This window comes from Roseococcus sp. GW821-FHT12F05, assembly GCF_058806835.1.
The window spans coordinates 61,479-73,890 of record NZ_JBXAQB010000007.1 but is presented as its reverse complement, the minus strand read 5'-3'; the positions used below and the strand labels follow the sequence as shown (position 1 = coordinate 73,890).

Sequence of the window (12,412 nt, the reverse complement as noted above, 5' to 3'; positions counted from 1 at the left end):
GCCGCGCGCAATCTTCCGCGCGAGCAACGAAGGCACGCGTCCATGAAGCAACGCAATCTCGGCAGCAGCGGCCTGCAGGTCTCCATCATCGGCCTCGGCTGCAACAACTTCGGCGGCCGGCTGGACCTCGAGGGCACGCGTGCCGTGATCCACGCGGCCTTCGACCACGGCATCACCCTCTTCGACACGGCCGACGTCTACGGCAACCAGGGCGGCTCGGAGACGCTGATGGGCCAGGTCCTCGGCGACCGGCGCAAGGACATCGTGCTGGCCAGCAAGTTCGGCCTGCCCATGGACGGCGAGAACGGGCGGCTCAAGGGCGGATCGCGGCGCTACATCATGTCCGCCGTCGAGGCGAGCCTGAAGCGGCTGAAGACGGACTATCTGGACCTCTACCAGTACCACAAGCCCGATCCCCTCACGCCCACCGAGGAGACGCTGCGGGCGCTGGACGACCTCGTGAGGCAGGGGAAGGTCCGCTACATCGGCTGCTCCAACCTGCCGGGCTGGCAGGTGGTCGAGGCGCAGTGGACCTCGAAGCATCTCGGGCTGAACAGCTTCGTCTCCTGCCAGGACGAGTACTCGCTGCTGGTGCGCAAGGCCGAGCAGGATGTGGCGCCGGTCGCCGCGCGCTACGGCATGGGGCTGCTGCCCTACTTCCCGCTGGCGAGCGGCATGCTCACCGGCAAGTACAAGCGCGGTGCGCCGCCGCCCGCCGGCACGCGCATGGCCGGGACCGACCGCTACGCGCGCTACCAGACGGCCGAGAGCTTCGACGTGGTGGAGAAGCTGGAGGGTTTCGCCAAGGCGCACGGCCATACGCTGGTGGAGCTGGCCTTCTCCTGGCTGCTGGCGAAGGCGCCGGTGAGCAGCGTCATCGCGGGGGCCACGAAGCCGGAGCAGATCGCGCAGAACGTGAAGGCCGGCGGCTGGAAGCTGACGCCGGCGGAGATCTCGGAGGTGGAGGCGATCGCCGCCGGATGAGCCGGAGGCGATCGGCCTATCGCGCGGCGCCGTCTTCTTCGCTGCCCTCCATCGGGGCGAGGATTTCGCCCCGGGCCCGCTGGGCGAAACGGGAGAGTTGCGCCTCGTCGTAGTCCCCTGGGCGGCGAAGGGCCTTCACCCTCAGCGCCGCGCCAGCGTGACCACGTAGCGGCAGGGCGCGTCCGAGGCGTTCTCGTATTCACGGTCCAGCGGCGTGGAGACGTCGAAGGCCAGGCAGTCGCCTGGCCGCAGCACGATTTCCGTCGCGCCCTCGCGGATGACGAGCCGCCCCGCGAGCAGCCAGACGCAGTGCCCGCGCATGAAGGCATAGGATGAGGCCGGATAGGCCACACGCCCGCCCGGCGGCATCTCCACATGCACCAGCTCCGGATCGACGCCGGGCGGCGAGAGCTGCCGGCGCACATAGCCGGTCTCCGGATCGGTCCAGACCGGCTGGTCGGCCGCGCGGGTCAGGCGGCCGCCGCCGCCATCGGATTCAGCGCGGGCCAGCAGCGCCGAGACGGTCAGCCCGAAGGCGCCGGAGAGCCGGCCGAGCAGCGCGGCGGTCGGGCTGGCCTCGGCGCGCTCGACCTTGCTGATCATCGCGCGCGAGACGCCGGAGGCTGCGGCCAGCTCGGCGATGGACCAGCCGCGAGCCTCCCGCTCACGCCGTATTCGGCCGGCCAGGAGGGTTTGCAAAGGATCATCCAGCATGGTGGACATATGACCACTTTAATGGAACGCTCGTCCCATGGCCATGGATTCGAGCAAGCCGCCGGGGATCGGACACAATGGTGGCCCGCCGCTGGACCCCGACGCTTCCTGGCGCAGCTGGGTCTGGCGCAAGGCGCACAAGAAGGCCTGGAAGACGCCGCCCCGCGAGATCGCGCTCCGCCGCCTCGCCCGGGCCGAGGAGCTTGGCATGACCTACAAGGAATACACGCTGGAGATCCTGGAGCGCGGGAAATACCTCTAGCGGCGGATCACCCGATCAGCGCCCGGATCCGGTCCCGCGCCTGCTCGGCCCGCCGCCGGAACTCACCCTCGTCCGAATGCCGAGGGCGGCGGGTGGTCCCGTCCTCCCAGAAGTCCTCGCAGTCGAGGAAGAAGAGGTGGACCGCCTGATATTCCGGGCTGTCCTGACCGAAAGGCTCGGGATCGCTCAGGAAATATTCCTGGTAAGCCTGCTTCAACTCATCCGCCGCGACGCCACCATCCAAGAAACTCTGTATAATGACAATGTAGGCGCGAAGATGCGCATCCTGCGTCCCACCCCTGTTCATTTCGTCGCATCTTTCCCTGCGGCCACCGCAACCGCGGCGCTATGCGCCGGAAAGGGTTAACATCCCTAGAACGGGGCGGAAGGGGCCAATTTCACTCGGATAAAGTTTTGGCCGATGCGGCATTTATTGCAAAGAGCCGCACCCCCGGTCCCTCGGGGAACCATATCCTTGCCAGAACGTACCGGCTTCGGATATTGCGAGTGCATCGCAATATCAACGGATCCCGCATGCGACCGACGCTCGCCCCGGCCCTACTGCTCCTCCTGGCCGCGGGCGCCAGCGCCCAGGAGGCAGCGCCCGCGCTGGAGCTGCCGCAGCTCCAGGTCGAGGGAACAGGCGAGCGGGCCGACGGCCCGGTCCACGGCTACCGCGCCACCACCTCCGGCACCGCCACCCGCACCGACCTCCCCCTGCGCGATACGCCGCAATTCGTCGCCATCGTGCCGCGCGACCTGATCGAGGACCAGCATGCCCGCAGCCTCGACGACGTGCTGGGCAACGTCGCCAGCGTCCGGCCCGGTGGCTCGGCCGGCAACCGCGCGGAAAGCTACATCCTCCGCGGCTTCCGGACGCAGAACTACGCGGTGGACGGCCTTCTGCAGAATCCCGCCAACGAGTTCGTGAACGGCTTCCGCGACCTCGCCAATGTCGAGCGCGTGGAGGTGCTGAAGGGCCCGGCCTCCGTGCTCTACGGCATCGGCGATCCCGGCGGCCTCATCAACATCGTCACCCGCCGGCCGGAATTCACGCCTGCCGCGCGGCTGAACGTCGAGGGCGGGATGTTCGGCTACACCCGCGGCGAGCTCGACGTGACCGGCGGCTCGGCCAGCGCCGGCCTCGCCGGCCGCTTCATCGGCTCGCTGACCCGCGACGAGGGCTTCAAGGACGTCGCCCGGCCCATGGAGCGCTTCTTCCTGGCGCCCAGCTTCCTCTGGCAGCCCACCGACCGCACGCGCGTCTATGTCTCGCTCACGCATTACGACCAGACCGGGGCCTTCGACCGCGGCCTCGTCGCGACCGGCCGTAGCGTGATCGTCAACCCGCGGCGCTATCTCGGCGAATCCTGGTCCAACAGCCGCTCCATCCAGAGCGACCTGAACATCCGGACGGAGCACCAGGCCACCGACTGGCTCACCCTTCGGCAATCCACCAGCTTCGGCTGGGGCAGCGCGCACCGCTACAGCGCCGATCCCGTCTCGCTCTCGGCCGACAACCGCACCCTGACCCGCCGCGCGACGGATCAGGACGACAACATGCAGAACGTGGACCTGCTGCTCGACGGCACGGCCCGCTTCGAGACCGGGATCGTCCGCCACGCCGTCACCGCCGGCGTGGAATACCTGCACGCCAAGCGCAGCCTGGCGCTCTTCCAGGGCACACTGGCCTCGATCGACATCTTCAATCCGATCTACGGCGCGCTGCCCCGCAACCTCGCGCTGCGCACCACGCGCAACGACGTGCTCGACATGACCTCGGGCTTCGCGCAGTACCAGCTCGACATCGGCCGGCGCCTGATCCTGCTGGGCGGCGTCCGCTACGACAATTTCCACCAGCGCACGATCAACAACGCCAGCCGCTCCTCCGCCAGCGGCGACAATGCCGCGCCCCGCTTCAGCGCCCTTTACCGCCTGCGCGACAACCTGGCGCTCTTCGCGGGCTGGAGCCGCTCCTTCGTGCCGCAGCTCGGCGCCGATTTCGGCGGCACGGCCTTCCAGCCCGAGACCGGCGAGCAATACGAGGTCGGCGTCCGCGCGGACCTCATCCCCGACCGCCTGACCGCGACCTTCGCCGCCTTCAACATCCGCCGCCAGAACGTGCTGACCGCCGATCCCGTGAACAGCGGCTTCTCCATCCAGACCGGCGAGCAGCGCTCCCGCGGCCTGGAGCTGGAGCTGGCCGGCGACATCCTGCCCAACTGGCGGATCTTCGCCAGCGCCGCCTACACCGACGCGGTCGTCACGGACGACTCCGCGATCCCCGCCGGCCGCCGCCTGACCGGCGTGCCGCGCTGGAGCGGCAGCCTCTGGAACAGCTACGAGATTCCGGCGGGGCGGCTGCAGGGGCTGACGCTGGGTGGCGGCATCTTCCTCGTCAGCTCCCGCCCCGGCGACCTGAACAACAGCTTCCGGGTCGCCGGCTACACGCGCGTGGACCTCTCGGCGAGCTATCCCGTCGCCCAGGGCGTCCGCCTCGCCGTGGCGGTCCGCAACCTGTTCGACGCACGCTACATCGAGGCCCCGGTGAGCCGGACCGAGAACTATGCGGGCAGCCCGCGCACAGTGGTCGGCTCGCTGCGGTTCAGCTTCTGATGTCTGGCGGCGGCCGCGCGCAGGGCCGGCGCATCTGGCGCTTCCTGCACCGCTGGATCGGGCTGGTGCTCGGCACCGCCCTGGCGCTGATCGGCCTGACCGGCGCCCTCACCGTCTTCCAGCGCGAGATCGACGTCTGGCTCAACCCCGCCCTCTTCGCGCCGGGCGAGGGACCGGCGCAGGCCGGCGCGGCCGAGGCGATGGCGGCGGCGCTGGCGCAGGATCGCAGCGGCCGCGTCACCCTCGTCCGCCTGCCCGACCCGGTCTGGCCGGTCATCACCGTGAACCAGACGCGGCGCGGACCCGACGGCCGCCAGCGCCTCTGGATGGTGCATGTGGATCCGGCGAGCGGGCGGGTGCTGGGCAGCCGCGACTACGACGCCTCCTTCACCCGCACGGTGAACCGGCTCCACTCCAACCTCCTGCTGCGCGACTGGTGGGGCGAGGAGATGGTGGGAGCGGCGGGGCTCTTTGCGCTCTTCTCCATCGGCAGCGGGCTCTGGCTCTGGTGGCCGCGCGGCGGCAGGGGCATGGGCGCGGCCCTGGTGCAGCTGCGCCGGCGGCCGCGCCAGCTCCTCTATGTCGACCTGCACAACCTCGCCGGCGCCTGGTGTGCGATCCCCCTGATCGTGGTCGTGAGCGCGGGCGTCTGGCTCGCCTTGCCCGGCGTGGTGCGGCCCGTCGTGGGGCTGGTGACCGAGACCCGCACCCGGCCCCCGGTCTCGACCGCGCGCTTCGCCTGGCCCCCGGCGATCGGCGCCGCCGAGGCCCAGGCACGGGCCGAAGCCGCGGTGCCCCACGCCGAGGCGGGCTACATCTCGCCGCCCCTGCCCCGGCGCAATGCCTGGCAGGTGGGCCTTCGCGGCGTCGGGGGCGATCCGCGGCTGCGGCAGCGCAGCTACGTGTGGATCGACCCGGCGGACGGTCGGGTCCTTGGCATCCTCGGCGAGGGGCATGGCCCCTTCGGCGCGCGGATGGAGAAGGAGATGATCTGGGTGCACAGCGGCGCCCTGTTCGGGCTGGGCGGCCGCCTGATCGCGGTGCTCGCGGGGCTGGCCCTCCCCGCGCTGTGGATGTCGGGGCTGCTGTACTGGCTGCGGAAGCGGCGCCTCAGGCGCGCCGGCCAGGTGCTGGCGGCGGCGGCCTGTCCTCCCGGACCGGCCGCCGTCGCGTCTCAGCTTCAGACGTAGTGCTCTTCCAGCGGCGCGAAGCCGTTGAACTTCTGGCTGGCATAGGTCGTGACATAGGCGCCGGTGGCCAGCAGCTCCACGCGGTCCCCGGCGGTCAGCGCCGTCGGCAGCCGGTAGTTGGACGTCTCGTAGAGCGTGTCCGTGCTGTCGCAGGTCGGACCGGCGATGGTCACCGGGCCCTCGGCCGTGCCGTCATGCGGCGTGCGGAAGGCGTACTTGATCGCCTCGCCCTCGGTCTCGGCGAGGCCGCCGAAGCGGCCGATGTCGAGATAGACCCAGCGGACGGGGTCGTTCGCGGCCTTGCGGCTCACCAGCACGACCTCGGCCTGGACCACGCCGGCGTCGGCGACCAGGAAGCGGCCGGGCTCGATCACGATCTCGGGCAGGGCATTGCCGAAATGCTCGACCATGGCGCCCATGATGGCCGCGCCGATCTCGCCGATCTCCGGCACCTCGGACTTGTAGCGGACCGGATAGCCGCCGCCGAGGTTGACCATGCGCACCTTCACGCCGGCATCCACCAGGTCGGTGAAGAGCATGGCGACCTTGGCGATCGCCGCCTCATAGGCCGCGGTGCGGGTCTGCTGGCTGCCGACATGGAAGGAAAGGCCGAAGGGGTCGAGGCCGAGCTCGCCCGCCTTCACCATCAGCGCCTTCGCCATCTCGACCTCGCAGCCGAACTTGCGGCTGAGCGGCCACTCGGCGCCGTCATTGCCGACAAGGATGCGGCAATAGACCCGGCTGCCCGGGGCGGAGCGGGCCAGCTTCTCCAGCTCCATCTCGCTGTCGAAGGCGAACATGCGCACGCCGCGCGCATAGGCGGCGGCGATGTCGCGCTCGCGCTTGATGGTGTTGCCGTAGGAGATGGCCTCCGGCGCGGCGCCGGATTCCAGGCACATCGAGACTTCCTGGAAGCTCGCGGCGTCGAAGAAGGAGCCGAGGCCGACCAGCCGCTCCAGCACGGGCGCCGCCGGGTTCGCCTTCACGGCGTAATAGATCCGGGCCAGCGGAAGGGCATCGCGCAGCCGCCGAAAATTCTCTTCCACGCGGTCCACGTCGAGAACCAGGCACGGCGTCGCCGGCTGGTTGTCAGCAAGGAAGCGAGCGACCTTTGGGGTCATCGCAAGCACCTTCCACAAACATAGTGGAACCTCCCCTCGCAGGGCGGCCCCAGATTGACGAAACGGTCGAACGAACCAGCGACCAGAAGAAAACCGGGAGGGTGAGCCCCCGGGGTTGCCAGAACGCTTGACGTCGTTGCGTAAACCTTGCGCCGCGGTGGCAAGCCTGAAGTCGGGGCTCAGCTCCGTGGGCCTGGGGCCAGAGGCACGTGCGTACTGCGTCTTGTGGGCGGGGACATAAGCCCCCCGTCCGCGGCATGCAAGCAGCTTTGCGGCCGGGGGCGAATTTTTTTCGTGCCGACCCCTGGGGACGCCGGAACCCCTCCGAAGCCCCGCTGGGCTTCGCGGCGAAACGCCGGAAGCGCCCCGGGGGGAGCCGGAGTGTTTCCGGCGCGTGTCAGCTCTGCGCGTGACGCATTTGTTACAGCGTGCCCGGGTAGGACCCGCCGTCGAGCAGGATGCTCTGCCCCGTCGTGAAGCCCGCATGCACGGAGCAGAGGAAGGCGGCGAAGGCCCCGAACTCCTCGGCCGTGCCGAGGCGGCCGGCGGGGATCGCCTTCACCGCCTGCTGCTTCAGCTCCTCCATCGTGGCGCTGCCGGAGGCCACCACCTGCCGCCAGTTGCCGCGGATGCGGTCCGTGTCGAAGGGCCCAGGCAGCAGGTGGTTGATGGTGACGTTGTTCACCGCCACCCGCCGCGACAGCGAGGCGAGCGCGCCGGTCAGCCCCGTCCGCGCGCCGTTGGAGAGCTCCAGCCGCGCGATCGGCGCCTTCACCGAATAGCTGGTGATGTTCAGCACGCGGCCGAATTGCCGCTCGATCATCTTTGGCAGCACCGCCTTGATGAGGGCGATCGGCGTCAGCATGTTGGCCTCGACGGCCTTCCGCCAGTCGTCCAGCTCGAAGCCGGAGAACTCGCCCTGCGGCGGCCCGCCGGCATTGGTGATGAGGATGTCCGGATCCGGCAGGACGGCGAGCACGTCCGCGCGGCCGGCCTCAGTGGTGATGTCGCCCTGGACCGTCTTCACGGTGACGCCCGTCGCGTCGCGGATCGCCTTGGCCGTGGCCTCCAGCGCCTCGCCGCCGCGCGCGGTGATGACGAGCTCCACGCCCTCGCGGGCCAGCGCCTCGGCGCAGCCGCGGCCGAGCCCCTTGGAGCCGGCGCAGACGATGGCCCTGCGCCCCTTGATGCCGAGATCCATATGGAATGCCTCCCTCTAACGCGGCGGAGCATTCCACGGCTCACCGGCACAATCCAGCCGGCCGACGCCGCACGCTAAAACTGCGCGCCGCCCCGCCCCGCGCCGTGGACGGCTCCGGCCCGCGCGCCCTGGCGGACGGCCTCCCGCAGCGCCTCGCCGGTGGGGCGCCGCCCCTGCGCCTCCGAACGGCAGAACAGGATCGCCGCCTGGCCGAGCCCGCAGCTCACCGCGAAGGTCCAGGCGCCCACCGCCGCCATGCCCCAGGCCGGCACCAGCTTCAGGAAGCGCCAGACCAGCCAGGCCACCGCGAAGCGCAGCAGGAAGCCCAGGCCGAGCAGGCCCAGGAAGTTCGCCCAGACGACGGTGTCCGCCTGCACCTCGAAGCGCCGCGCGATGGCGCGGACCATGCCGGCCTGGACGAGCACGGCGGCCACTCCGCCGACCACGGGGATGGGCGGTGCGTCCACGATCGCCGCCGCCGCAGCCCAGGGGAGCACGACGCGGGTCCAGATACCCTCGGCCGGGTCCACCGCCGGCGCCAGCGACGCCGCCACCTCGGGCGACAGCATCGCGATGGCGCGACGGAGCGCCGGAAGCCCGTAATCCAACGGCGGCAGTCCCTGTTCCGGCTGCGTCAGGTCCAGCGGCACGAAGGCGTCGCGGCCGTCGAGGACCTGCCGGAACCGGGCGCGCTGGGCAGCCAGCGCGCCGGAGACCGACGATGGGACGCCCCGCTTCGGCCGTTCGTCGTGATAGGGATAGGGCCGGACGTGGCGGCCGCCCTTCGGATAGAGCGCGTGCAGGCAGGTCTGCGCGACGAGGACCGGCCAATCGGGACGGGCCCGCCGCGCAACACGCAGGGCCTCGAGCAGAGGACCGGGCTCGGCGTCGTCCGCGCGGATGGTGGCGATGATCAGCCCGGGCGCCTCGCCCGCGAAGGCGATGTCGGGCGCCGGATCGTAGGGGACGCCGCTCTCCAGCCCGGTGGTGAGCAGGAAGCGGAGCTTCGGCGCCTCCATCGGATAGTCCAGGGATTCGGCTGTGGGCGTCGCCCGTTCGAGGACGTGGCGGACCACCGCGCGCCAGCCGTCGGTCAGCGCGGCCAGCAGGCTGGTCTGCCCCGCACCGGCGGGACCGAGGAGCCAGACCACCGGCATGGACTCGCCATCGGCCGGGTCCGGCATCGCCGCCGGCGGGGTCAGGAACTGCGACATGAGGGGAGGCTCCGCCGTGGCAGGGGAGCCTCTTCCTAGGCGGCCGGGCGGACTCCGTCCTTGAGCCAGATCAGGCGGGGCGGATGAGTCCCGTCATCGGGCTCGACGCATCCGCCCGGTAGTCGCGCGGCATGCGGCCGGCGAGGAAGGCCTCACGCCCCGCGATGACAGCATGCTTCATCGCAACGGCCATCCGCACCGGGTCCTGCGCATGGGCGATGGCGCTGTTCAGCAGCACCGCGTCGCAGCCGAGCTCCATGGCGAAGGCGGCCTCGCTGGCCGTGCCGATGCCGGCGTCCACCAGCACCGGCACCTTCGCGTTCTGCTTGATGCTGCGGATCATGTAGGGGTTCACCACCCCCATGCCCGAGCCGATCGGCGCGCCCAGCGGCATGATGGCGACGCAGCCCATCTCCTCCAGCCGCTTCGCCGCCACGGGGTCGTCCGCGCAATAGACCATCACCTCGAAATTGTCGGCGAGCAGGGCCTGGGCGGCCTCGAAAGTGCCGGCCATGTCCGGGTAGAGGTAGGGCGGCGGGCCCAGCACCTCCAGCTTCACGAGGTTCCAGCCGCCGGCCTCGCGCGCCAGCCGCAGGGTGCGCACCGCCTCCTGCGCCGTGTGGCAGCCGGCGGTGTTGGGCAGATAGGTGTAGTCCGTGGGCGGGACGAAATCCTGCAGCATGGGCGCCGAGGCGTCGCTGAGATTCACCCGGCGGACCGCGACGGTGACGATCTCGGCACCGCTGGCCCTGATGCTCTCGCCGGTCTGCTCCAGCGTCTTGTAGCGCCCGGTGCCCACGATGAGGCGCGACTTGAAGCGGCGTCCGGCCACTTCCCAGCTGTCGTCCGTGGTGTCGATGGGTGCGCGGATGTCGTCGGGCATGGCTCAGCCCCCTCCGATGAAATGGACGATCTCGATGGCGTCGCCGGCGCTGAGGAGCGTCGCGGCATATTGCGAGCGCGGCACGATCTCGAGGTTGCGCTCGACGGCGACCTTGCGCTCCGCCAGGCCGATCTCGGCCAGCAGGCCGGCGACGCTGGCGCCTTCCGGCATGGTCCGCGCCTCGCCATTGACCGTCAGCGCCAATACGGCGGCGGTGGGCGGCATCAGGGTGTCAGGCATCGCTCGCTTCATCCCACAGATCGATTCGAAGGGGAGGGTGGCGTGGTGCCTGTTGCCCATCCCTTCGCCGGCATGACCCGGATCAGGTTCTAAGGGTTGACCGCGTCATCCGCGGAATCTCAGCCCTCTCGAAGGGCTCCCCTTGGTCGATCGATGCTGCGTCCTCCGGCTCGGGAGAGTCAACATCCTGAGCGGAACATGGCGGCGGCCGGCGGGAGGAACAAGGGGCGGCCGCCCCTCGGCGGGAGAAGCGGCCCGCGCCCGCCGCCGCAACGGCTCCGGGCGCGGGCCTTCGGGTCAGTTGCGGACGGCCAGCGTGCTCGAATCGAAGTTGATGACGCGGTAGTTGTCCCCGACCTTCACGACGGCCCGCTCGCGGCCGAAGTCGACGGCCACGACCTCGGCGAGCGGCGTCCCGGCCAGCTGGAGGTTGTTGAGGAGGATGACCGCCAGGACCTCGTAGACGGAGTTCCCGTCGGTCGCGCGGCGCTGGACCTCCGCGCGGGTCTGGGGCGACAGCTCGGCCAGGATGGCCTGCTGAAATGCCGGGCTCGGCGCGGCGAAGGCGGAGGGCGAGGCGAGAACGGCCGCAAAGCCGGCGATGCGCGCCATGCGCGTGAACGTGATCATGTTGCGTTCCTTTTCTTGGTCGACACAGGCGCGGCCGGGACTCTCGCGGAGACGGCGAATTCACGTCCGTCTCGCGCCCGTCATGGCCGGCGGCGCAGGACCCACGACCGAGCGTCCCAACACAAAAGACGGAAGAACGGGCCGGACAACCGCGCGGCGGGCTTATAGGGCCGAAAAGAGACAATCTGCCGAGGCATGGGACTGACGGCACGTCATCGCTGCCGGATTCGCCGGCCCCGGAAAGAGGCGGCGCTGCCCCGCCTCCCCGGCCGCGCCGCGGGGATCGCGTCGGCCGGCGCTTGCCGGTGCCTGTTATCGCGTGCTAGCCCCGGCCCCTTCGAGAGGCCCCTCCGGACATCCACATGAACCTCATCGCCGTGTTCAACGGCCCCAACCTCAACATGCTGGGCACGCGCGAGCCGGAGAAATACGGCACTGCGACACTCGACGATGTGGAGAACCTCTGCGCCGAGGCGGCGGAGGAGCTGGGGCTGGCCATCGACTTCCGGCAATCCAACATCGAGGGTGAGCTGGTCTCCTGGATCCAGGAGTGCCGCGGCCGCGCCGCCGGCATCGTGATCAACCCGGCGGGCTACACCACCACCTCGGTCGCCATCCTCGACGCGCTGCTGGCGGTCGGGCTGCCGGTGATCGAGGTCCACATCACCAATATCCATCGGCGCGAGGAGTTCCGGCACAACAGCCTGGTCTCCAAGGCCGCCACCGGCGTCATCGCCGGCCTGGGCGTCGCGGGCTACGCGCTCGCGCTGCAGGCCATGGCGGGGCTGATCGGTGGAGACGAGGACGAAGACGCATGACGAGCGGCATCCAGTTCGACCCGGAGGCGATCCGCAAGCTCGCCGAGATCCTGCGCGAGACGGACCTGACCGAGATCGAGCTCTCCGAGAAGGACGCGCGCATCCGGGTGGCCCGCATCCTGCCGGCCGTGACGGTCGCGGCGCCGGTGATGCAGGCGGCAGCCCCCGCGGCGGCCGCGCCCGCCGCAGCCCCCCCGGCCGCGGCGCCGGCCTCCGCCGTCGACCCGGCGGTGCTGGACCTCAAGAATCCGGGCCTCGTGACCTCGCCGATGGTGGGTGTGGCCTACCTCTCGCCGGAGCCCGGGACGCCGCAATTCGTGCAGCTCGGCGCCAAGGTGACGCAGGGCCAGACGCTGCTGCTCATCGAGGCGATGAAGACCTTCAACCAGATCAAGGCCCCGCGCGCCGGCACGGTGACCCGCATCCTGATCGAATCGGGCACGCCGGTGGAATACGGCGAGCCGCTGGTGCTGGTTGAGTAGGTCCAACCACATGGGTCCCGCGCGCGAGGATTCCGGCCGCAAAGCGGCCGGCGCCGC

Annotated in this window: 14 protein-coding genes and 1 riboswitch; of the genes, 6 read left to right on the top strand and 8 right to left on the bottom strand. The window is 70.5% G+C overall.

The window, feature by feature from the left end; genetic code table 11:
- Positions 1-42 precede the first annotated feature (42 nt).
- A complete protein-coding gene (locus AC1ROY_RS18235) occupies positions 43-984 on the top strand; it encodes an aldo/keto reductase (protein ID WP_493150282.1) in 942 nt (313 codons plus the stop codon).
- Positions 985-1,125: 141 nt separating this feature from the next.
- On the opposite strand, the gene AC1ROY_RS18230 is transcribed toward AC1ROY_RS18235, so the two are convergent.
- The gene (locus tag AC1ROY_RS18230) at positions 1,126-1,683 is read right to left on the bottom strand and encodes a helix-turn-helix domain-containing protein (protein WP_493150281.1); all 558 of its coding nucleotides are present in this window, start codon (positions 1,681-1,683) and stop codon (positions 1,126-1,128) included.
- Positions 1,684-1,735: 52 nt separating this feature from the next.
- Here AC1ROY_RS18230 and AC1ROY_RS18225 point away from each other — a divergent pair, with 52 nt between their 5' ends.
- Complete coding sequence (locus AC1ROY_RS18225; RefSeq protein WP_493150280.1) at positions 1,736-1,960, top strand: hypothetical protein; 225 nt, start codon at positions 1,736-1,738, stop codon at positions 1,958-1,960.
- Positions 1,961-1,967: 7 nt separating this feature from the next.
- Here the strand turns inward: AC1ROY_RS18225 and AC1ROY_RS18220 are convergent, their stop codons facing one another.
- Positions 1,968-2,267, bottom strand: a complete 300-nt coding sequence (locus tag AC1ROY_RS18220) for a colicin immunity domain-containing protein (RefSeq protein WP_493150279.1) — start codon at positions 2,265-2,267, stop codon at positions 1,968-1,970.
- A 227-nt stretch (positions 2,268-2,494) separates the two neighbouring features.
- Here AC1ROY_RS18220 and AC1ROY_RS18215 point away from each other — a divergent pair, with 227 nt between their 5' ends.
- The gene (locus AC1ROY_RS18215) at positions 2,495-4,576 is read left to right on the top strand and encodes a TonB-dependent siderophore receptor (RefSeq protein WP_493150278.1); all 2,082 of its coding nucleotides are present in this window, start codon (positions 2,495-2,497) and stop codon (positions 4,574-4,576) included.
- Positions 4,576-5,766 (top strand): PepSY-associated TM helix domain-containing protein, encoded by a 1,191-nt coding sequence (locus AC1ROY_RS18210; RefSeq protein ID WP_493150277.1) that lies wholly within the window; start codon positions 4,576-4,578, stop codon positions 5,764-5,766. Before AC1ROY_RS18215 ends, AC1ROY_RS18210 begins: the two co-directional genes overlap by 1 nt.
- Here AC1ROY_RS18210 and AC1ROY_RS18205 read toward each other — a convergent pair.
- The 6 genes from AC1ROY_RS18205 to AC1ROY_RS18180 all read right to left on the bottom strand — a co-directional run bounded on the left by AC1ROY_RS18205 (position 5,757) and on the right by AC1ROY_RS18180 (position 11,055).
- Positions 5,757-6,887: a type III PLP-dependent enzyme gene (locus AC1ROY_RS18205; RefSeq protein ID WP_493150276.1), complete on the bottom strand. Its 1,131-nt coding sequence runs from the start codon at positions 6,885-6,887 to the stop codon at positions 5,757-5,759. The two genes, AC1ROY_RS18210 and AC1ROY_RS18205, sit on opposite strands and share 10 nt — an antisense overlap.
- A 421-nt stretch (positions 6,888-7,308) precedes the next feature.
- Positions 7,309-8,088, bottom strand: a complete 780-nt coding sequence (locus AC1ROY_RS18200) for an SDR family oxidoreductase (protein ID WP_493150275.1) — start codon at positions 8,086-8,088, stop codon at positions 7,309-7,311.
- Between the two features lie 74 nt (positions 8,089-8,162).
- The gene (locus tag AC1ROY_RS18195) at positions 8,163-9,302 is read right to left on the bottom strand and encodes a GTPase family protein (RefSeq protein WP_493150274.1); all 1,140 of its coding nucleotides are present in this window, start codon (positions 9,300-9,302) and stop codon (positions 8,163-8,165) included.
- Positions 9,303-9,372: 70 nt separating this feature from the next.
- On the bottom strand, positions 9,373-10,185 hold the full coding sequence (locus AC1ROY_RS18190) for a thiazole synthase (RefSeq protein ID WP_493150273.1): 813 nt from the start codon (positions 10,183-10,185) through the stop codon (positions 9,373-9,375).
- 3 nt (positions 10,186-10,188) lie between these two features.
- Positions 10,189-10,425: a sulfur carrier protein ThiS gene (gene thiS / locus AC1ROY_RS18185; RefSeq protein WP_493150272.1), complete on the bottom strand. Its 237-nt coding sequence runs from the start codon at positions 10,423-10,425 to the stop codon at positions 10,189-10,191.
- Positions 10,426-10,467: 42 nt separating this feature from the next.
- Positions 10,468-10,578: riboswitch (TPP riboswitch) on the bottom strand.
- A 144-nt stretch (positions 10,579-10,722) separates the two neighbouring features.
- Complete coding sequence (locus AC1ROY_RS18180; protein ID WP_493150271.1) at positions 10,723-11,055, bottom strand: hypothetical protein; 333 nt, start codon at positions 11,053-11,055, stop codon at positions 10,723-10,725.
- Positions 11,056-11,417: 362 nt separating this feature from the next.
- Here AC1ROY_RS18180 and aroQ point away from each other — a divergent pair, with 362 nt between their 5' ends.
- The gene (gene aroQ / locus AC1ROY_RS18175; protein WP_493150270.1) at positions 11,418-11,873 is read left to right on the top strand and encodes a type II 3-dehydroquinate dehydratase; all 456 of its coding nucleotides are present in this window, start codon (positions 11,418-11,420) and stop codon (positions 11,871-11,873) included.
- A complete protein-coding gene (gene accB / locus AC1ROY_RS18170) occupies positions 11,870-12,355 on the top strand; it encodes an acetyl-CoA carboxylase biotin carboxyl carrier protein (protein ID WP_493150269.1) in 486 nt (161 codons plus the stop codon). Before aroQ ends, accB begins: the two co-directional genes overlap by 4 nt.
- The last annotated feature ends 57 nt before the right edge of the window (positions 12,356-12,412 follow it).